The organism is Paraburkholderia aspalathi (genome assembly GCF_900116445.1).
GTDB classification, from domain to species: domain Bacteria; phylum Pseudomonadota; class Gammaproteobacteria; order Burkholderiales; family Burkholderiaceae; genus Paraburkholderia; species Paraburkholderia aspalathi.
Genome location: NZ_FPBH01000004.1, coordinates 236128 through 255100 on the forward strand (window position 1 = coordinate 236128; position 18973 = coordinate 255100).

Annotated in this window: 20 protein-coding genes and 1 pseudogene; 9 read left to right on the forward strand and 12 right to left on the reverse strand. The window is 58.0% G+C overall.

All coding sequences use genetic code 11. The features are described from left to right. Positions 1-24: 24 nt before the first annotated feature. Positions 25-3150, reverse strand: a complete 3126-nt coding sequence (locus tag BM438_RS08465; protein WP_143131672.1) for a hypothetical protein — start codon at positions 3148-3150, stop codon at positions 25-27. Next, entirely contained in the window at positions 3147-3467 is a 321-nt protein-coding gene (locus BM438_RS08470; protein WP_093633831.1) for a hypothetical protein, read from the reverse strand. Before BM438_RS08470 ends, BM438_RS08465 begins: the two co-directional genes overlap by 4 nt. Positions 3468-4046: 579 nt before the next feature. On the opposite strand from BM438_RS08470, the gene BM438_RS46960 reads away from it, so the two are divergent. The 4 genes from BM438_RS46960 (at position 4047) to BM438_RS08485 (ending at position 9282) form a co-directional block, all read left to right on the forward strand. Next, positions 4047-4256 carry a ribbon-helix-helix protein, CopG family gene (locus BM438_RS46960; RefSeq protein WP_143131673.1) on the forward strand — a complete coding sequence of 70 codons (210 nt, stop codon included), beginning with the start codon at positions 4047-4049 and terminating at the stop codon, positions 4254-4256. Then, positions 4246-6918 carry a TrlF family AAA-like ATPase gene (locus BM438_RS08475; protein WP_093633832.1) on the forward strand — a complete coding sequence of 891 codons (2673 nt, stop codon included), beginning with the start codon at positions 4246-4248 and terminating at the stop codon, positions 6916-6918. Before BM438_RS46960 ends, BM438_RS08475 begins: the two co-directional genes overlap by 11 nt. A 12-nt stretch (positions 6919-6930) precedes the next feature. Then, the gene (locus BM438_RS08480; protein ID WP_093633833.1) at positions 6931-8172 is read left to right on the forward strand and encodes an RNA-binding domain-containing protein; all 1242 of its coding nucleotides are present in this window, start codon (positions 6931-6933) and stop codon (positions 8170-8172) included. 75 nt (positions 8173-8247) lie between these two features. Continuing rightward, positions 8248-9282: an IS481 family transposase gene (locus BM438_RS08485; protein ID WP_093633834.1), complete on the forward strand. Its 1035-nt coding sequence runs from the start codon at positions 8248-8250 to the stop codon at positions 9280-9282. A gap of 268 nt (positions 9283-9550) precedes the next feature. Here BM438_RS08485 and BM438_RS08490 read toward each other — a convergent pair whose 3' ends face one another. The 7 genes from BM438_RS08490 to BM438_RS08520 form a co-directional block, all read right to left on the reverse strand. After that, positions 9551-10705 (reverse strand): PIN domain-containing protein, encoded by a 1155-nt coding sequence (locus BM438_RS08490; RefSeq protein ID WP_143131674.1) that lies wholly within the window; start codon positions 10703-10705, stop codon positions 9551-9553. A gap of 93 nt (positions 10706-10798) precedes the next feature. Next, positions 10799-11542 (reverse strand): class I SAM-dependent methyltransferase, encoded by a 744-nt coding sequence (locus BM438_RS08495; protein WP_093633836.1) that lies wholly within the window; start codon positions 11540-11542, stop codon positions 10799-10801. Between the two features lie 475 nt (positions 11543-12017). Continuing rightward, positions 12018-12179: a hypothetical protein gene (locus tag BM438_RS45445; RefSeq protein WP_167378345.1), complete on the reverse strand. Its 162-nt coding sequence runs from the start codon at positions 12177-12179 to the stop codon at positions 12018-12020. Positions 12180-12188: 9 nt separating this feature from the next. Continuing rightward, positions 12189-12410, reverse strand: a complete 222-nt coding sequence (locus BM438_RS08505) for a hypothetical protein (protein WP_093633838.1) — start codon at positions 12408-12410, stop codon at positions 12189-12191. Between the two features lie 10 nt (positions 12411-12420). Next, a complete protein-coding gene (locus BM438_RS08510) occupies positions 12421-12840 on the reverse strand; it encodes a hypothetical protein (protein ID WP_093633839.1) in 420 nt (139 codons plus the stop codon). Between the two features lie 235 nt (positions 12841-13075). Then, positions 13076-13438: a hypothetical protein gene (locus BM438_RS08515; protein ID WP_093633840.1), complete on the reverse strand. Its 363-nt coding sequence runs from the start codon at positions 13436-13438 to the stop codon at positions 13076-13078. Between the two features lie 284 nt (positions 13439-13722). After that, on the reverse strand, positions 13723-14124 hold the full coding sequence (locus BM438_RS08520; RefSeq protein ID WP_093634057.1) for a hypothetical protein: 402 nt from the start codon (positions 14122-14124) through the stop codon (positions 13723-13725). Positions 14125-14498: 374 nt separating this feature from the next. Here BM438_RS08520 and BM438_RS08525 point away from each other — a divergent pair, with 374 nt between their 5' ends. The 3 genes from BM438_RS08525 to BM438_RS08535 all read left to right on the forward strand — a co-directional run bounded on the left by BM438_RS08525 (position 14499) and on the right by BM438_RS08535 (position 15817). Then, a complete protein-coding gene (locus tag BM438_RS08525; RefSeq protein ID WP_244179295.1) occupies positions 14499-14846 on the forward strand; it encodes a hypothetical protein in 348 nt (115 codons plus the stop codon). Beyond that, the gene (locus BM438_RS08530) at positions 14846-15064 is read left to right on the forward strand and encodes a hypothetical protein (protein WP_093633842.1); all 219 of its coding nucleotides are present in this window, start codon (positions 14846-14848) and stop codon (positions 15062-15064) included. Before BM438_RS08525 ends, BM438_RS08530 begins: the two co-directional genes overlap by 1 nt. Positions 15065-15373: 309 nt before the next feature. Then, positions 15374-15817 carry a hypothetical protein gene (locus BM438_RS08535; RefSeq protein WP_244179296.1) on the forward strand — a complete coding sequence of 148 codons (444 nt, stop codon included), beginning with the start codon at positions 15374-15376 and terminating at the stop codon, positions 15815-15817. Here BM438_RS08535 and BM438_RS08540 read toward each other — a convergent pair. Together BM438_RS08540 and BM438_RS08545 are read right to left on the reverse strand one after the other, a co-directional pair. Beyond that, a complete protein-coding gene (locus BM438_RS08540; protein WP_093633843.1) occupies positions 15780-16733 on the reverse strand; it encodes a nucleotidyl transferase AbiEii/AbiGii toxin family protein in 954 nt (317 codons plus the stop codon). The two genes, BM438_RS08535 and BM438_RS08540, sit on opposite strands and share 38 nt — an antisense overlap. Continuing rightward, positions 16696-17121, reverse strand: coding sequence for a DUF6088 family protein (locus tag BM438_RS08545; protein ID WP_093633844.1), 426 nt, complete (start codon positions 17119-17121; stop codon positions 16696-16698). Before BM438_RS08545 ends, BM438_RS08540 begins: the two co-directional genes overlap by 38 nt. Before the next feature lie 181 nt (positions 17122-17302). On the opposite strand from BM438_RS08545, the gene BM438_RS08550 reads away from it, so the two are divergent. Both BM438_RS08550 and BM438_RS08555 read left to right on the forward strand, forming a co-directional pair. Then, positions 17303-17746, forward strand: a complete 444-nt coding sequence (locus BM438_RS08550; protein WP_093633845.1) for an HNH endonuclease — start codon at positions 17303-17305, stop codon at positions 17744-17746. Positions 17747-17967: 221 nt separating this feature from the next. Continuing rightward, positions 17968-18138: pseudogene (locus BM438_RS08555) on the forward strand (type II toxin-antitoxin system HicB family antitoxin); the annotation flags it as partial. A 10-nt stretch (positions 18139-18148) separates the two neighbouring features. Here the strand turns inward: BM438_RS08555 and BM438_RS08560 are convergent. Next, positions 18149-18679, reverse strand: coding sequence for a hypothetical protein (locus BM438_RS08560; RefSeq protein WP_093633846.1), 531 nt, complete (start codon positions 18677-18679; stop codon positions 18149-18151). Positions 18680-18973: the final 294 nt, after the last annotated feature.

Consider the following 18973-nt stretch of genomic DNA (forward strand, 5'->3'; position numbering starts at 1 on the left):
CGCCGCCCAAACTTCCTGTTCCCATCAGTCAGCGCTCCCCCAGATATCCTTCGCGGTCAGTTCCTTCCAGGCCGATGGCAATCTCTCGGCGCGTGGGTCCTTTAGGAAAGCGTGCCAAGCTTCCCCCTTCCCGCCTGCCAGCACATCGAGCCCCGCGAAAGTCACGGCGGCGTTTTGCACGTCTTCGGCACCTGTCAGGTTCGTCAGCCGCCGGAATTGCGCGGCGCTTTCCCCGAGAAGCTGCTCCGCCTCTTTCAGGTCCGCGTCCAGTCCTCTCGCTGCAAGCAGTTTCGCACCCCGGACCCGGCTCCTGATAGCCACCCTGACGGCCCACATGTGATAAAACCCATCGAGCACGTTCAGTCTTCCTCTCAGCTCCTCTGAAGTAAAGGCACGCCCGCGCCCAACCTCAATCCAGGCAAGCCGGTCGGCCGCGATTCTCGCGACAAGCGGATATGCCTGTGCCACCTCACCCGTCGTCAATTCTGCCAGCACTTGCGCAGCAGCAGGCAGATCGTTGGACGCCTGGGCGATGCGCGCGCGAGTATAGAGAAGCTCTGCCGTTAGTTCCACGAACGGCTGTGCGACCTCCAGGCCATCTGTTATGAACGCGTCGGCGCAGTCTCGTACTGCGTTGTCGATCGGTCGCGGCGCAGGATCCAGAAGGCATTCGGCGGCGTTTCGCGATGCAGCAGCGAAAAGATACGCATCGTCCGCGTTCTCTTGACCGCCCGGCCGCAGTTTCCCACGAATTTCTTCATAAACTTGCAGCGCTTCATCGTACTCGTGCAGAAAATACTGGCGCAATCGCGCAAGGTTGTGCTTGAAATGCAAGACGTCGACAGCCGACATCCCCGCCCCCTGGGTGGCCGCGCGCTCGGCACAATCGACCGCGTCCCTGGCATGCCGCCACATGGCTTGTTGCACAGCAGTGTTGCCCGGACGGCCTTTGAGGCATTCGGCCAGCATGGCATGGCGTCGTGCCTGAGCTTTCAGTGTGCGCGGAAGATGATGCTCAAGTATCAGCTGCGCGATCCCGATGTTCTGCACATTGATTCCCGCCGCAACGATATCCATCAGGAGTACCTCGTCAATGCGGTCACTTAATTCACGGTGCCGTGCTGCGAGTTCGAGGAGAATCACGCGCTTCTGGATCGACCACGTGCGCCCCACCTGCGCCCAGGCTGCGTTGATCGCTTCGGCGGCGTGGGAGATGTCTCCGAGCGCCAGATACTGGCGTGCGACCTCAACGGTCGCGTCGAAGTCGTGTTCAACAGGGCGTTGCTTGAGCAGTTCGATACAGGCTTCGCGCGCCTTCGCGATAATCTTGGGATCAGACCGATTCTGCACGATCATGCGAGCAGATTCGCCGAGAACCCTTCGACCACCGATTCTGATCGTGAAGGGATCCAGTCGGTCAAGCAATTCGGGAGAAGTACCGGCGGCGTGCGCAACTTCCTCTACGTTCAGGGGACGCTCGGCGACGCCAAGGATTGCGCAACCCAATGGCTCGACAGCGATGGCCTCCAACAGCTGTTGCTCTATGACAGGAAAGGTGAATTGATCCAATTTCCAGGCCTGATGATTGTCGGGTGGCGTTTGCCCGAGGACGACCACAGAACTATGTTCCGGCGCGTTTGCCAGCATCTGCCAGGCGAACGCGCGATCGGGCGGCTCGGAGAACAATACGACCATCCCCGGTATCGCCAAAAGCCTGCGGACGCCATTCAGTCCTTCTTCTGCAATAGACTTGATCGCCAGTGCGAGCTGACGATCGTGAAAGCGAGGGTCAAGATATTGATATACGTCCTTCGCCCAAAATTCAATCCGGCTATCAAACGTCGCTCCGGCGCGCAACAGGATCGGAACCACCGGGCGGCCCGTGTTCCTGCGGATGATCGCGGCAATGCCCGACAAACGCACGCGCACGGTCACCTCTTGCGCAACATTGATCGTGCTCTGTACGGTCAGGAAGTAGCGCCCCGGAGGCGTAAGCGTTTCAGCAAAGACTGCAACCTCGTCGCTCACTGGCGCCAATCCCGTCGCCAGCTCGGGGAACTCGCTTCCAGCCGCGATGAGCGGCAATGTAACCCAGGAGGCAGGAAATGCTTCGCGTGCACCCCACGTAATCTGAGCCACGGGTTCGCTGAGGGACCAGACCGCAGGCGCGGCATAGTCCAAGCGCCCGCCAGCCTCCGGATAAAGCGAAAGCGCGGCAGCGCGAGCCAGGGCAGCCGCGACTTCCAGTGGCTCGCCGGCAGAAAAGGCGCCAATCAACGTCTCCAGCATGGCTTGAGCGGTTTTCACCCGGATGCGCGAGCGCATCGCCAGCACTGAAACCGCCCTTCGCTCGCCTAAAACACGAAGTACTTCGGGCGCGTCAAACCGCATTCGCGGCTGATCCCCGTCCTCAGCGAGCGAGCACGCCCAAAATATCCAGAAAGGCGGCCGAGTCGAGGCTTTGGCGAAGAGCCGGTCGACGAAATCCGAAAGCGGCATCCATCCCTGTTCGCCGCCCGACAAACGGATGCGAGGAGAAGGCAAGTGCTCGCCGTGACCGAAGAAGATCAGAACGTTGGGCGCGAGGGAAGCCGCCTCCGAGCCAACCGTCGTAAGATTCTCCTCATTCACCTGGCGGACGAGCCACGAATCAAGTGTTGGGTGAGTGGCGCTGGCTGCTTTCAGGGCCCCAGCAAGAAATGTCTCCGCATCTTGAGCGTCAAACGCAGGTTCCTTCCCAGGGTGTCCGACCAACGCGAGCACGCGCATGGGAGAGTCGAGCTTGTCGAAGTGAAAGGCCTGATCGGGGTCTACTGTCCTGAGCGGTGCGAACTTGAGCTGGTTTGAGAGATGCAGCAGGCCCTGGAATGCCTCCCAAGGCAGCGGAGCCCGCTCCGCCGGCCCAATCCTTAGCACCAACGGTTCAGGCCGGTTGAACATTCTCTGGTCGATAGCAGCGGGAATACCGCTTTTTCCGAATGCGGATTTGAAGTCTCGCTCCGCCGTCGGTTTCCAGAGATCGACGGGGCGATTGAAAAACGGAAGTCTGCCGCCGGCAAGATTGAACTTCGCGACGACTTTTCCGCACTCCGTAAACGTCACCGTGTTCGAAAGCAGTCCAGCTTTCAAAGTGACGTCGACAACTCTCACGAACCCCACCAGCGACGAATCCTTTCGAACACGTTCAGCCTCTCTTCGGCGCCCAGATGCTCGTCGTTATCCCTGGCAAAGATTTGTTCAAAAAATGCCGGCGCCGCCGCACCGAAAGCAATGGCATCTTTCCAGTCGGCAGGATCTCGCCAGGCAACTACCAGCACGCCAAGGCCCGCAAGGATCACGACGTTTAGCCAGTACCATGGCTTGCGAACGTAGGTCGGGCGATCCTGAAATCGTTTTCTGACCAGCTTGATCATATCTGGAAGAACAGCGCCCACCGCACCCCAGACGATAGTATTCGAAATGGCCATTTTTGCTCTCCTCTTGTTTTTTCGTATATCGGCGTGTCGAATGCGACGGCTATTCTGCTACAACGGCCCGCTAATAGCCAACAAGATCTGGTTGCAAGTCTGAGACTTTCCTGCCTGGTATGGCAACCCGCTTGACCAGTTTCGTCCCGTTGCTAAAGGGTTGCGTCTGCGATTACCCCGACTTCGCATACAAGACAACATTCGGCACATGGCGGCTTAAGTCTGCAACTGGCCACACTCAATGCGCGTTTTTGTCGAAGAGCATCGCGCGCACGGACGTTCAGTGGTCCGGCCCGCTGTTAGCCACCCTTATAGTCGGTTAGGAACAGCCGTTGCCGGCCGGGCGTTGCTGCCGCACTTGACAGTCGAACCTGACGCGCGCAGCGGCTAGTCCAGCCCAGTTTTCCGCCCCAAGGCGATCGAGTCCCTTTTATCGATTGCCGCTTTGGAGCAAGGCCCTGCATGGCAATACTGACGGCCAGTAAGTCCCAGAATCCGGCGGCCTCCGGTACTCCGTCTGGAGGCAAGATCAAAAAAAGGTATCATTCTGTAACGTGATGCAAGTTGATGCCAGTATCCATGACCCGCTCCATAGACGCCGAAATCAAACGTGTGACAGTCACCTTGCCCAGGCGACAGCTTGATGCGCTGCAGACGATCGCCGTGCGCGAAGACGTAAGCGTGGCCTGGCTCGTGCGGAAGGCGGTCGACCGGCTTTTACGCGACGGTCCTGACCTCCCTGTTACAGATCGCGTCCGTCAAAACAATGGGGCCGAGAATGAAAGTTGAGAAGGCCGCTGGGCCGGTCTATACCGTTGCACGTTTCTGGCGCTGCGCACTGCAAGTCAACCCGTCGGGCTATCAGTCAAAGTACCGCGGCGCCGAGCACGGTCTCGGTGAGCACGCCTATAACCAGCAGCTACTGGAGCAGTGTCTGGCGCATGGCATCCAGGTTGTGGGCGTCGCTGATCACGGCAGCGTCGACGCGGTCGACGGACTGCGCAAGGTGCTCGAGCCGCACGGGATCGTCGTGTTTCCGGGTTTCGAGATCGCGTCCAGCGAGAAGATCCACATGGTATGCCTTTTTCCGGAAGGCACAACCAGAGATCAATTGAATCGGTACCTCGGCCGGCTCGAGCTCACCGACGTGCAAGACACCGTACGGCCATCGCGCAAGACCTGCCTCGATCTCGCCCAGATCATATTTGACCTTGGCGGGTTCTGGTACGCTGCGCACATGACTGGTTCCAATGGACTCCTGCGTCTCAATCAGGACGGCGGTGGCCTCGTGCACATCTGGAAGAATGAAGCGTTGGTCAAGGCGGGACAGATACCCGGTCCGCTGAGTGATCTTCCTGCAAAGTACAAACAGATCGTCCTCAACCAAGATCCTGCTTACCTGCGTGATCATCGTATTGCGTTGCTTAACGCGAAAGACGTGGCGCGCCCACAGGACCTGGGCGATCCTAGCGCCAGCTGCTGGGTGAAGATGACGAAGCCCGGCTTCGAAGGCTTTACCATGGCTTTCAAGGACGCGCAATCGCGAATCCGTCTCGGGGCCTTGCCAGAAGAACATTATTCGCGACTCGACAATCTGCGTTTTCACGGCGGATATCTCGATGGCATTTCCATCGAATTGTCCGCACACCTTAACGCCATCATCGGCGGTCGAGGCACGGGCAAGTCGACCCTCGTAGAATGTTTGCGGTACTTGCTCGACGTCCCGCCAAACGCAACCTCGGCGCGTCGCCAGCATGACGATATCGTCCGGGCAAATCTGGGAGCGGGCGGCCGCATTGAACTGGACGTGGTTTCGCACGCGCTCCACGGACGACGTTATCTTGTCTCCCGCCGATACGGCGAACCGCCGAACGTCAAGGACGATCAAGGCAATGTATCCACCCTGCATCCTCGCGATCTGCTTCCCCGCATAGAGATATACAGTCAGAACGAAATCTTTGAACTGGCCCGGGATCCGGCGAGTCAGACGGACATCCTGACTCGATTTTTGCCCAACGGTATCGCGCTCGCTGGTGAGCTGTCTGCGGTAATAAAAAGGCTCGCCGAAAACCGGGAGAAGCTTCTTGCGACTGTTCGGCAAAGAGATGAACTGCAGGCGCAGGTTGCACGACTACCGAAGCTTTCCGAACAGGTACAGCAGTTCAAATCGCTCGGCCTGGAGAGCAAGCTCGCACTGGTACCGCAACTCGAACGCGAGCGTCAGCTTGCCGGGCGCGTCAACGAAGAGCTTGCAAGGGTCGCTGAGGGACTGACGGCCCTCGAAGAAAGTGCGCCCGACACGACCTTCCTTAGCGACAAAGCGCTGGACTCCCTGCCCCATGTATCGATGCTGGCCGCCTTACGAGCGACGCTAGACGATCTCGCGACGGCAATGAAGACGCAGCTAGACTCGCTGCGTCTGCTGCATACCAATGCTGAAAAGACGGCGAACCAGCAACAAGCCGAGTTGAAGGCCAGTCTTGACGCTGACTCAATAGCACTTGAGAAGGTATTCGCCAGCCTCCCTGCCTTAGCCGGCAAGCCGGGACGGGACGTGGGCCGCGCATACCAGGAATTGCTGCGCGAAATAGAATCCATTCGCCCCGGCGAGACGAAAGTAGCAACGCTCGACAGGTTGCTGGCCGAGCTGGAGAGCCAAAGGCGAAACCTTCTCGATGAGTTTTACCGACTACGGGACCAGCGTAGCGACGAGCTGCGTGCGGCCGTCAAGAAGCTTAATCGCATGCTGGACGGCAAACTCAGACTGAATCTGCGAATCGGCGGCCAACGTAGAGCATTGAAGGCGTTCCTTTCAAATATCCCTGGACTCGGCGAAAAGCGCCTGGCCTGGATCGACCACGCCGGTGATGATCTGACAGTAGCTGCATTGGTACGAGCCATTCGTGACGGCGAAAGCGTCCTCAAATCGTTGACCTTCGACTGGGGCATGCAGAACTCGGTCGTCGAGACACTCGCACGTCTCGATCGCAGTTCGGTGCTTCAACTCGAAGAGATCGATCTTCAGGACCGCATCCTCATCGAGTTGAACATCGCCCATCAGGGCGAAGCGTTCAAGCCACTGGACCAGCTTTCGACTGGCCAGCAATGTACGGCCATTTTGCATCTGCTTCTTCTGGAGAATCACGATCCGCTCGTCATGGATCAGCCCGAAGATAACCTCGACAACGCGTTCATCGCGGATCGGATCGTGACCCAGTTGCGCAGCGCGAAGACGGAACGGCAGTTCCTTTTCGCCACGCATAACGCAAACATTCCCGTGTTCGGGGATGCTGAATGGATTGGCATCTTCTCCGCGACAGAATCTCAGGCACACATGCCCGCGCAGGCACAAGGGTCCATTGACGTGCCAGAGATTCGCGACCGGGTCGCCGGGATTCTGGAGGGAGGACGCGAGGCTTTTTCCCAGCGCAAGGAAAAATACGGCTTTTGAAGAGAGATGACAATGTTGAGAACCGAGCTACTAGAAATCATCGCAAATGGCGAGAACTCAGGGGTCGAGTTCAAGCGCGATGATGTCCGGCCCGAGCAGCTTGCGAAAGAAATTGTCGCCATGGCGAACCTGCGAGGCGGCCTGCTTCTGCTCGGAGTTGAAGACGACGGTGAGATCTCCGGAATCCAGCGCGACGATCTGGAAACATGGGTCATGGACACTGTGTTTGGCCGCTATGTCCATCCCATGCTGCTGCCATTCTATGAAGCAGTCACGCTGAAGGACGGCAGGCGCGTCGCTGTCGTTTCGTTTGCAATGGGCACCGCAAAGCCCTACGTCCTGCGCCACAATGGACGTGAGGATATTTATGTCCGGGTCGGAACGACGTCACGCCTTGCCACGCGCGAACAACAGGCTCGCCTGTTCGAGAGTGGTGGCATGCTGCACAGCGAAATGCTACCCGTTTCAGGCGCAGCCTTCGATGCCCTGGATCGGGAGCGTCTGCAGGACTATCTGCTGTCGCTGGCTGGGGACCGCGAGCTGCCGGACTCTGAGGAAGCCTGGCTACGACGCATGATTGGGCTCGGATTCATGACCGACACCAGTGTTCCTAGCCCTGTCTGTACGATAGCCGGTTTGATTCTCTTTGCCCGCACACCACGCCGCTACCTTCGTCAGGCGGGCGTCCGCTGGATGGCGTTCGAGGGAAGCGACAAAAGCTATCGTGCACTGGATGACACAACGCTCGATGGTCCCCTGGTCGGTCGGTTCGGACCGCCCGGTGATGCCCGCGCATTGATTGAACGCGGCTTGATTGAAGATTTGATGGACCGGATACAACCCTTTGTCAGCAGCGAGGACGATGCATTGGCCGACGGGCTCAGGCGGCATCGAACCTGGCACTATCCTCCCGAGGCACTGCGCGAGGCCATTGTCAACGCACTCGCGCATCGGGATTGGACACGCGCCCTTGACGTCGAAGTCGTAGCGTATATCGATCGGCTTGAAATCCTGAGCCCAGGTGCGCTGCAGAACTCCATGACCATTGAAAAAGTGCTGGCAGGTCAGCGCTCGCCCCGTAACCCGATCATCGTGGAAGTGCTACGCGACTATGGCTATGTCGATGCGAGAGGAATGGGCGTGCGCAACAAAATTGTCCCTTTGATGCGCGAAGTAAATGGCGTCGACCCCGTGCTGGAGGCCACTGAGGATCAAGTGCGGGTCATTCTGCCGCGATCCGGAGCTGATGCCTAGAATCACGAGCGCGGGGAGACTGACCGACGTTTGAACTGTGTGATTCACAGACATCGTTTCAACTAAAATGGGGCGATGGACCGCGAGATTGCGACTCGATTACGTTGGGTGATGATGTATCACGAGACCGGCAACGCCGGTCTCGTATGCGCCCGCTGTGGCATCTCGAGACCGACACTTCGCAAATGGTTACGACGCTACCGTGATGCTGGAGAAGAAGGTCTTCGATCTCAAAGTCGCCGCCCTCTCGACAGTCCAAACCGGAAGGTCACTGAAGCTGATCGTTCGACGATTCTCCGGCTGCGTGCCGAGCGCAAGGGAGCGCGGCGGATCCAGAATGAGTTGCGGCTCCACGAACAAAGAGAACTGTCCCTCGCGACCATTCACAAGGTTCTGAACGAAGCGTCCGTGAAACCGTTATTGCGCCCCAGGCGGCCAACACATCCCAAACGCTTTAGCCGCCCGGTTCCGGGGGATCGGGTCCAGATGGACACGATGAAGATCGCGCGAGGCGTCTACCAATACACGGCCATCGACGATTGCTCGCGCTTTCGCGTACTGGCTGTCTACCCGCGCAGAAACGCCCGTAATACGCTGCTTTTTCTTGATCGTCTCATCGAGGAGATGCCATTCCCGATCCAACGTATCCAGACTGATCGGGGCGGCGAGTTCTTCGCCGAATCGGTGCAATGGCGCCTGATGAGCAAATGCATCAAATTTCGACCAATTCCGCCTCGCTCGCCGCACCTCAACGGCAAGGTTGAGCGTTCACAGCTGACTGACCTGAACGAGTTCTGGTCCCACCATACCCCGACCGAGGACGAGATTGACCAGCGACTTGAAGAGTGGCAGTTCGACTACAACTGGCGCCGTCCGCACGGCTCACTCGGTGGCAAGACGCCCGTTGACCGCATCGCAGAAGTCGGCGAAATCACGCCTCTCTCGGAGCAGGTGCAAAACGCATACGACGAGCGGAAGGAACGGATCCGGCATCGCGAATGGCGTGTGGACAAGACACTCGCAGAGCATCACCGGCGCGTGCTGAAACTCGCGTCTCCTAACGGAGCCACGGGTTCCAGCAGGATAAGAAAACGGCCACCACGAAATTGAAACGATGTCTGTGAATCGCACATTGCATGACTCCTTGACGACCGTATTTCCGGCGGCATCGGTCTGCACTACGTTGACGGTCCGTCCAAAGCCGCGGATCGCCGTGTGCACCGTGTATTTCACCTTCTTCGCCTGCCACTTCCACACCCTCACAATTTAACCGTGGCTCCTGAGCAGCGGTGGATTAGGTTGTCCCCTTGTGTCGTGAGATCGCACTTCGTCATCCTAGCTGCCCGGAGGCGACAGCCTCAGGAACTCCTTGGGCACATTAGACGATTATCGCGTGCTCAACATTCAACTCAACACTGATGACGGGACTACGAACTGAAAGATACTGCGAATGAATCTTCAGTTCAGCAACGGTCGATTCTTGCGGAAAGTACAAATCAACAAATCCCTCAAGATGCACCTCTCGTTGCTCGCACAAATCCGCTACCCCATCTCCGGATACCGACCGTTCTCCAACTGTATCCCGGGTCTCAAGGCGAAGGTTCATGTAGTCAGCATAGTAGCCACAGTAATCGACTCGACACGAAGTGTTAAATTCCACCTTTATCGAGAAATGTCCCGGTTCGATGAAGGTGGCGTCCTCGAACCTTACCTTGTGAACCTCACTGTGGTCGGGCTCACTGATCGCCGCTCCCCAGCCGGAAATCGCCAAAGATTCCACCCCCTCAACGGCATCCGGTCCTAAGTAAACCTCATTGAAAAGAGCATCAGATCCGAAGACATGTTGTTCCAGATTGTCTAAAAGCTTGATCGAGGAAAAGTATGTCCTGATCTCTTCGACGTTCTTCGTACGAGCGTCAACTTCGCGGACAAGCATAGCGACCTCTTCAATATTGAAGAATTCGCTGAGGCCAGTTGTCGTCGTTACTTTAGGAACATTGTTTAGATGCCGGCGAAGCGCACCGTCTTTCAATATGACGAAAATATTTTCCCTCGATTTCGCCAGATCGCAAATGCAGCTCGATATGATTGCATCAGGGAAATCTTCTCGTGATTTCGCCTGCCGATAAGCGCCGGCCCCGTTGAAATAGTCATCCATAAGTGACGTAAACGAAGCAGGATCAAAATTGAGGATCGTAGCGCTAGTGGACGCACGCCACTGCTCGAATTCGTCGCTATGTAACAACTCAAACTTTTCTCTCAGGACATCCAGCTGCACTGGAATGCTGTTCAGCAGGTCGCGTTGCTCGCTTGGCCTCTTCAGAGACTTTGCAAGCTCAAGCATGTCGGCCTTGGCGCGCTCAAGCTTATCGCTGCCGTCTTGCACCTTTTTTGTAAGAAATTCCCGCCTTACCATGTCGGGGACAAAGACTTCGACATCACCGGCAGCGGCAAGGCGCGCAAGCAAATGCATATTCCGGGAATGAAGAGTTTCCTGATGGAGAATATTTGTATCCAAAGCAACGCTAATCATAGGCTTTTACAGATTCAATAGCTGGAAACGCACGTGAGTGCTAGCAAACGTCACGCAGGTACAAAGTCACGGTGCTGCACAGGACGACGGTCTTCACGCTCCGCCAGGCTTAACCGACGTCACCGAGATTAGCGCAGGAAACTGTTCTGATACGCCAGCGCCCTCGATCTGAATATCAGGAGGCGACCAGCCCATAGGCATCGCGTTCTCGGCGTCGGGCTCGGCGTAAGCCAAATGATCAACTTGCTGGACGACTAGCGTCGTGACGCTCGCCTGATCGCGATGGCTCGCCTTGAGTCCTTCGATCAAACGGTCGTCATTTGCAAAGCCGCCGCGATCTACAACTTGGAGGATGCCTTGCGGCTTCAAGACCTTGTCAGCGAGCTCATACGTGGCGTTCTGGACTGCAATCCGGAAGCCGTAGATATCAGCAGCCCCATATTCTCCAAATCCGTGTTCCGCTGCCCTATATTGGTGGGTTCCGAGGAGCCAGCAAACGACAGCATCGAATTGATGGGTATTCTTAAGCCAACTCTCGAGGCCCGGATCATTCAACATGTCTCCCTCGATCAACAGTATGTCGGGCGAAGCGCCGCCGGGAACCTGTCCATAACGCACTTCGTAGGCCCCCCCAGACACCGCCCGGACATCGCTTCGAAGGCGCAATTCTGCCGAGAAGCCATGCTCTTCGAGGCGCGCCTTTGTCGCCACCAGACAATTAGGATTCTCATCAATGGCGACAATCGACCGACCGCCTTGTGCGAGCGACAATGTTGAATAGCCTACCCCGCATCCGATCTCCAGCACTAATCGCCGACCGTCAACCTTATCTGCCATCCAACGGTAGTAGCCAGAGTCAAAGAAATGCTTCGAGTTGACCGCCCATTGATTTACGTACCGACTACGTGCACTCGCTAGCTCCCGTACTACTGGCGATGCGCTGTCTCGTGCCTTCGCTTGAGCGATACGTTGATCCTTTGAACCCCGCTGTTTTGCTTGTCCCATCTTCTTCAGTTTTTCGTGAGACCGGCGGCCGGCCGGCTCCGGTGTATTATCGCCAGTTTGTATCTCTGACCCCGGCCGGGCTGGCGTTTTCCGTTGTCACTGACCCTTCGGTCGGGCCTTGCCCGTCCGCGCCATCCGTAGGAGCATCGTTCGCGCGATCGACTCGACGCCGCTGCAACCAATGGTCGTCGTTTCTATACCTCCAGCGTCCGTGATAACCGCGACAGCACCATCGACCTCGTGAACCTCTACGACATATGTTCGGCCGTCGACTGTGACTTCAACTTCCATATTGTGTTCCAATGCCTCAGGGTTGCCCGGATTCTGCGGCAACAAGTTGCTCGCGCAGAGACTTTACCAGCGTGCAGGCCATCTTGTAGTGATGATCAGATTTACCTTGCCAGGTATCGCGTTCCAACTCGGCCCTAGCAAGCCGTTCGCGCAGCTGTTCGACGTTTTGCGCTGTCATAACGTTTTCCTATTCCTTCGCACGGTTAGCTTCGGTGTACAGCTCGCACAACATCAGGCGAGCAACGCTCGCGGCCACGGGACCTCCGTGTGCGGACTTTGAACCGCCCCCGATCATCCTGACCGTCATCCAGTCTGTCTTATCGACACTATACGACCCGGCGACCTCAACCCCGTCGACCGTAACCGTCATGTCGATCCAATGGGTAGGGACGTTTTGCTGTTTCTTCATTTGCGTTTTCCTAGTTTGGCAACATGTCATCGTCTCGGGTGAACACCACCAGCTCGTAGGGCGCTCCCGGCCGACATAACAGCGAGAAGAAGCCTCCGATCGCAGGCGGATGCGGCACAAACAGGAGTGCAGGCTCGCCCGCAGTGAACGTCGGATCGATCAGCATGTCGTCGGCGTTGCGTACGAGTGAATGCGCAGCGAAGCGCACTGAGCCATCCAGTTCGAGGGCGAGCCACCCGCGCACGGCTTGTGTGCCTGCATGTGCGGCAATCCACGCATCCACGGCATCGTGACAGTTCGGCCGTGACGTGGCCGCGGGTCGCACGTGTTGGGTCGGGCGGGCCCGTCTCGCGGCCGCAAGTTCATCGACGAGTGCGGTGGCCAGAGGCTCGTGGCCGATCGGGTGCGTATAAGAGACGCGAGTGCTCATGCTGTCTTTTCCGTTTTTCTCTACAACAACGACATCTGTCCGCCAAGCTCTCGTGAGTATCACGGTCGCCCTCCTCTGCAATGCTGCCCGACCGTCTTGTCGATTTCGGCATCCGCGCGACCTCCGCAGTCCCTTCGTCCCCTCGATACTCGCACCCCCAATCGGGGCTAAATACATCAGCAGAGAACATGGCGCCCGGCGCAATCTGAACCAGCTGACTCATCGGCGGACTTTCCTAGTCGTGGGGAATCCGGGTCAACAGCTCCAGCAGCTCCTCTTTAACAAGCACCAGTTCGCAAAGCTTGCGCGGGTTGCCATCGCTGTCGGCCGTCATCACGTCAACGGCAAGGAAAGTTCCATTCTTGAACTCATGTGCCTTCGCGGGGAATTGGAGCCAACGTCCAGACACCTGACAGGGTGCCTTGCCCTCGTTCACGTTCGTGCGCCTGCGCCGCTCAACATTCCATGAAGCTTTCGTATGAGGTGGCATATCTATCTCTCTTTCCCTACGCTTTTCCAAGCTCAACGCGCCAATCTGTTCGATCTGTGTCGCCGACCGTTGCTGTTGCGGTTGAGCGACGAAAGATCCGTTCACCATCGCATCACGGACAAACGGCCCTGAAAATTTCCACCGATCCACACCTTGCAGGGCGAGTTCCGATTTTTCAGCTTGAACGCCCCTTACCGCAGCGGCCGCATTCGTGAAAATGAATGCCGCTATCGTTAAGTATGTAATGGTAGTGGGTTCCCGGCGCCCATTGATGCCGCCCGATGCGGCACGCGAGCCGTCCGATCCATCTCTGCAGCATGAGCCCTCCTGTTTTCCGATATCCGAGATCGCCCCACGTCGTCGTCAATTTTCGCGACTGCCGCCAAAGGCTGCTATGACATTCCGTCCGGATCTGCGTCCGGAACAGGTGAACTCGCGGTTCCGGCGAGAAATTGCCTGAGGCGACGGTCTGCGCTCACTATTTTGTGCTGGGGTACGGTGGCGAGCTGCGCATCGTGCAACGCCAGCAGGCTCTTGAAAACGGGAACAGCATCTTCCGCGAGCACCCACTCGTTTGCCGCATGGGCCAGTTCCAGTGCGGCCTCCACGGCATATTCCGCAGCCTTGAAGCGTCCGACCGGTTCGTTTCCGTAACCGTCCTGCTGGAGAAACCAAGCGAGGTACACGGTCCGCATGAGCTCGTTAAACAGATGCCCGTTGCCATGGCCGTCGCGGCAGGCGGCGAGGGCCAGGTGGGAGGTCAACGATTGCTCCCGCACCGAAGCCTGGTCCATCGGCAATAACATCGCTTTTGTGAGGTATTTTCGTGGCCGCGAAACACCTGCCCCGCCTCGCTTGGAACTCATGTCGTCTGAAAATGTATGGGTGACAGTGCGACTATTCTAACGAGGTCTTCTCCGCGATCGGCGATTCTGGCCTCGCGAGCCCCTTCCGTCGCCTTTCCGCGATAGTCGGTGCTACCGGAGCTGACCTTACCGGGGGGGACGACGCTGGCGTGGCAACTGAACGGGAGGTACGGCGCCGGAGCGCACGGCGGTGTAATCCAGCCGTGGGAAAATTGGCGGACACCAGAACGGCCTCCCCGTGGGCCTGCGTGGGCGAGTACGCACTACGGGTCCAATGGCAGCGTCTTTGAATCGGAGAAAGGATGACCACGGTAATCAGGTACGGCATGTTCCTACTGGCAATCGCTTTTCCCGCGTTTGCCGGCGCCCGGTACGTTGAAGTGTGGAATCCGCCTGAGGCGCGAGGCGACACGCAGCGGGCACGACCGGTGCGCAAGGCACCGAAGCATCGGCGCGCGAGTATGCGCACCGGGCGTAGCCAGCTGCATCACCACATCGTTGCGGCAGCGCCCGGCCCAAAGGCATCAGTCGCCGCAGGCGGGCACCGTACGGGAGAGCCACGCTATGACGACATTCCGCGTCAGATGACGCCTGAGGGTAACGTACTTCGCGTGGATGGGCGTCGCGCACACGTCGAGATCGAACGCTGATGCAGAGCGCACAACATCGAGGCTACATGCTCTGGGGCCACGCCATTCTGCAGCAGAAGGATATCCTGCACCCCGAACGCTACGCCGCAAGCGGCACCATCACGAAAGACAACAAGGTCATTGAAGCGTCCGGTGTACTCGGCGAATTTGACACCGGGGAAGAGGCGGAGCTGGCGGGTATTCAATGGGCACGGGCATGGGTGGACAGTTTTGATTGAGGCGTTCCTCGTTGTTTATCTAAACTGCGTTTGCCCGTCGTCAATTCGACATCTCAGGCCGTTCGAGACAATCGCCACACGCCTGGGCGACAGGCTGGTGGTTCATCATTCAGTCGGTGGCCCGCCGTCGGGTATTTCTGGATCAGTGGGCGGCTCTACGCCCTGATTTCCGGCGGGTTCGCCGTCGCGGACGCTTAGTTGCGTATTATGGATGACGTCGCAAAGTTTATTTCGCTCCCACGCGTCGCTAACCTGAGGCCTGGCCCTCTCCTTGAATCCCGGCCGACCCTCTATGCGGAGGCGGACGCGATGAGTCCGGAATTGACCCTGGGGCAGCGGCTTTATACGGAGCCGTGGACCAGCGTCAACGAGAAAATGGCGGCTATCGATGTGCTGCCATGGCCGGCGAAGAAGGCGCGCACCGCGCTCCTGCTGTTCGTGGCCGATGAGATCCGCGACGGTGCCGCTATCAGGCACACGCGCCGCGGCGAACGCATCGTACGTCCGGAGCAAGGCATCCGGGCCGGTGGCCGCGACCAGCGCCTAACGCAACCGCCGTACTGGGTGCTGGCCGTCGTCGATCGCGATCGGGTGGGCAACGCACGATACCGGGAAGCGTTCGCGCAGCACGCGTACTCGGCACGGCAACCGGTGCCACTGGACAGCCGGTACGAGCGTGTCAGGAGCGCAGATATGTCTGGGGCGAGCCTTTCAATCAAAGCGTGGCAAGCAGTTTCTCCGCCGTCGCCTTGAAGACCGCGAACGCTTCGTCGAAGTTCGGACGGATCGATCCGTAGATCAGCGGTTGCAGACGGACATCGTATTCGCTCCGGGTTTGTGCTTCGGTCTCGGCGACGGTCAGGGCCTGCGCCATGCATTTTTTGGGATCGGCGGCGAACTCTGCGTGGTTGGGGAATTCCTCTACGTCAAACGCAACGAGTTCCGGAAAGTGCTCCGCGGCACGACCCACGATCGACGGACCGGAGCGCACGATGCAGTAGGTGTCATAGACGTGGCGAACGAGCGCTTCGTCCCAATCGGTTCTCACGCCGGCGCGATGTTCCGCGTGTCGACGCAGGAATGACAGTACCTTTTCAGCGAGCGTCTCTTCAACCGCGATGCAGGACATATCCACTGTCTCGCCCTCACGCTGGGCCAGTTGATCAATCAGATAACTGATTGGCATCTTCGTCGTTGCGAAGCGTGGGGCGCGCACGGTGAACTCAAGACTCAAGTGTGGCCGCAAGCTGCTGTGTCCCTGATACATCGATTGGTACAGCCACCCCGAGGCAAAGTAGCGGTTGCTGTTTCGCGCCTTGCTCTCCGCTTCGATGAACTCGAAACCCATCGATTTCAGTTCGGCGATTACGGCGCCTTTGAGCGCACTCAGATGGTTCTTCAAGCCGGTGCCGGAGAGACCGTGGCCATCTCGAACGACAACCTTAAGGTCGATGTCCTCCGACATGCGTTCGATGAGGTCGTGCGCCTTGGAAAGGCTGGTGCCGCCGCAGAACACAAGCTCAATGCCCTTGTGCTCGATCCTCGAGATGGCGTGCAGCACGTCGGTAACATGAACGTCCTTCTCGAGGATTACGTCAGGAAGGGCGGTGATCCCTTCCGCCACCAGTGAATCAATAAGATTTTTCTGATCTTGGGCGATTGTTTTCATATTTAACGGTCTTCTTGCCGAAACCTAATTTCCGGGCAATGCGCCGATTGCCCGTGTTGATTGCAGTGACCACAGGCAGCTGCGTCGTTCGTCCGGCGTTATAGTCCTCCACAATCGTCGACGGGTACACCTTGACGCCCATCTTCTTCAACGCCTGTTCTGCAAGAATTTCCACAGACTGCACCGGGATCGCATTGCCCGACAGCACACTGCGCTTTGCCTTCGCATAGACACCGACGCCGAGCTTCACCATGACGCCGTCGGTGACGAGCTTACGCAGCGCGCGGCCGACCTGCGCCTCGCTGCCGAATTTGGCAAACTCGGAGCGAAGGAACACGTCAGACGCCCGCTTGCCAACCGCGATGCGTAGCCGGTTCTCAAGATTCATGACATTCTCCGTTCATCAAGTACGGCCGTTTTCACACACAAGACATTGACGATAAAGGAAAATCGGCTTCAAATAACGTTCATCTGTTGCCAGTGTAGCATGAGTCCCGAATGATCGTTTCTGTCCCTAAAGTTGTACGGTTTTGAGGCATAAGCCAGGCACACCCGAGATTGACACGCGCGTGCCCGAGAAAGCGCCTGTAATCACGCCCACGACGCCGCTCGACGCCTTGCTGGCACGTATGATCGACGCGCAGAACCCAGGGCGGCCCCCCGCAAGGACCAGCGAGATCGCCGAACGCTATGAACGCGACGGGGAACTTGTACGACTGTTGAAGGAAGCCCGCGGCGGCAAGTGCCAGTTCTGTGGCCACAGCTTCAAGACGCCGGGTGGCGGCACGTATACCGAAGCGCACCACCTGGAGCAGTTGGCAAACGGCGGTCTCGACGTGTCGCACAACATGCTGATCCTCTGCGCGAACCATCACCGGCAATTTCACTTCGGGTACGTGAAGATCCTGCACCGCGACCCTGATACGATCACGGTACGGCTCGACGACGAGGTGCACACGATCGCGTTGGGGTTTGTCGCGCCGACAGAGCAACCCGCAGAGGACGTCTTCTGAGCACCGCGGACACCTGCTCGCCTATGTAGAATTCCACCAAACGGAAGGCGAAATGCAACAAGATCAGATTCTCTTAACGGTGGACGAGGCGACATTTAACGGGTTCATCGCAGCACTGGATGCACCGCGGCGGCCGCGCGATGTTGGGCTCGAGCGGTTCATGGCCGTGCCGGCACCATGGGTCGTAGTGGAGCCACCGAAGTCCGACCAAGAAGCGCGTCATGTTCTATCCCGCGTATCTCCATCATGAAGACGGCAGCGCCTACGGCCTGACTTTTCCAGCTTTCCCCGACTGTTTCGCCGCTGCCGACGCTCTGGCGTCGTTACCGGCTGCGGCACAGGAAGCTGTGGAAGTACATTCCCAAGGCGACACCGGGACGGGCCTGAGCGTAAATCCCGTTTCTATGCCGGATGAATCAAGTCCTCACGCAGGTCGAAAAACTGCGCAAAAAGGCGCTGCCACCATTCGATTTTCGCCAAGTCTTCGCGTGGATACCCTTCCGAGCGCATCTGCTCGTTATGACACAGGCAGTCCAGCACACGCAGGATCGGAGGTTCCTCCGACTCGATATCGAGCCGTTTTTCGGAGGTCATCTGGTAAACGTCTTCGCTGGGCTTGCCGAGCATGTGACGCTCCAACTCAGTGAATTTCCGCGAAAGATCATGATGAAGTCGCGCGCGTTGCGACGAACCGAAAACGAGATTGACAGCCGAAAGAACGGTGACGAGTCCAGACGCAATCAGCGCAAGCGCGTGATAGTCCTTGTCGAGAACTCCATAGATCGCAGCCGATCCGAAAATCAACGAAAACACGTTCCCGAACTGGTCACAGCGGTCAAAGAACGCGCGCCTTCGTTGGTGGTATCGGATCGATCGACGGGTACCAAATAGCATGCCGGCCCAACGTCCGTCCAAGCTGTCGGTCTCGCTCATCGTTTTGGCTTTCTTTCCGGGTCAGGTGGGGCCAATGTATCACGTACGATCGGGCGATCTGAGTCCTTCCGTACATAGCCCTCCTGAACCGAATCCCGGCTAGGTCGTCTCGGGAACGGGTTACTGTCCTGGCCGAAGCCGCCACGCCCCGGGGGATTCGGTTTTTTGCTCTTGTCATTCATGGTTTTGTCGTCGTCGCGGTAGATTAATGCGAGGTAATTCTACCCGACGTCTGTGAATTCAAGTTATTGGAAGTTGCCCCAAAGGCAATGCGTTCCCGCGCAGCATTTTCCC

Excerpts from the sequence above, each read along its gene's own strand:
- BM438_RS08520 (WP_093634057.1), bottom strand. The coding sequence starts at position 14,124 with ATGGACCAGGCTTCGGTGCGGGAGCAATCGTTGACCTCCCACCTGGCC.
- BM438_RS08530 (WP_093633842.1), top strand. The coding sequence starts at position 14,846 with ATGCAGAGCGCACAACATCGAGGCTACATGCTCTGGGGCCACGCCATT.
- BM438_RS08475 (WP_093633832.1), top strand. The coding sequence starts at position 4,246 with ATGAAAGTTGAGAAGGCCGCTGGGCCGGTCTATACCGTTGCACGTTTC.
- BM438_RS08515 (WP_093633840.1), bottom strand. The coding sequence starts at position 13,438 with ATGGTGAACGGATCTTTCGTCGCTCAACCGCAACAGCAACGGTCGGCG.
- BM438_RS45445 (WP_167378345.1), bottom strand. The coding sequence starts at position 12,179 with ATGACAGCGCAAAACGTCGAACAGCTGCGCGAACGGCTTGCTAGGGCC.
- BM438_RS08470 (WP_093633831.1), bottom strand. The coding sequence starts at position 3,467 with ATGGCCATTTCGAATACTATCGTCTGGGGTGCGGTGGGCGCTGTTCTT.
- BM438_RS08560 (WP_093633846.1), bottom strand. The coding sequence starts at position 18,679 with ATGAGCGAGACCGACAGCTTGGACGGACGTTGGGCCGGCATGCTATTT.
- BM438_RS46960 (WP_143131673.1), top strand. The coding sequence starts at position 4,047 with ATGACCCGCTCCATAGACGCCGAAATCAAACGTGTGACAGTCACCTTG.
- BM438_RS08505 (WP_093633838.1), bottom strand. The coding sequence starts at position 12,410 with ATGAAGAAACAGCAAAACGTCCCTACCCATTGGATCGACATGACGGTT.
- BM438_RS08545 (WP_093633844.1), bottom strand. The coding sequence starts at position 17,121 with ATGAATCTTGAGAACCGGCTACGCATCGCGGTTGGCAAGCGGGCGTCT.
- BM438_RS08525 (WP_244179295.1), top strand. The coding sequence starts at position 14,499 with ATGACCACGGTAATCAGGTACGGCATGTTCCTACTGGCAATCGCTTTT.
- BM438_RS08480 (WP_093633833.1), top strand. The coding sequence starts at position 6,931 with ATGTTGAGAACCGAGCTACTAGAAATCATCGCAAATGGCGAGAACTCA.
- BM438_RS08510 (WP_093633839.1), bottom strand. The coding sequence starts at position 12,840 with ATGAGCACTCGCGTCTCTTATACGCACCCGATCGGCCACGAGCCTCTG.
- BM438_RS08535 (WP_244179296.1), top strand. The coding sequence starts at position 15,374 with ATGAGTCCGGAATTGACCCTGGGGCAGCGGCTTTATACGGAGCCGTGG.
- BM438_RS08485 (WP_093633834.1), top strand. The coding sequence starts at position 8,248 with ATGGACCGCGAGATTGCGACTCGATTACGTTGGGTGATGATGTATCAC.
- BM438_RS08540 (WP_093633843.1), bottom strand. The coding sequence starts at position 16,733 with ATGAAAACAATCGCCCAAGATCAGAAAAATCTTATTGATTCACTGGTG.
- BM438_RS08490 (WP_143131674.1), bottom strand. The coding sequence starts at position 10,705 with ATGATTAGCGTTGCTTTGGATACAAATATTCTCCATCAGGAAACTCTT.
- BM438_RS08495 (WP_093633836.1), bottom strand. The coding sequence starts at position 11,542 with ATGGCAGATAAGGTTGACGGTCGGCGATTAGTGCTGGAGATCGGATGC.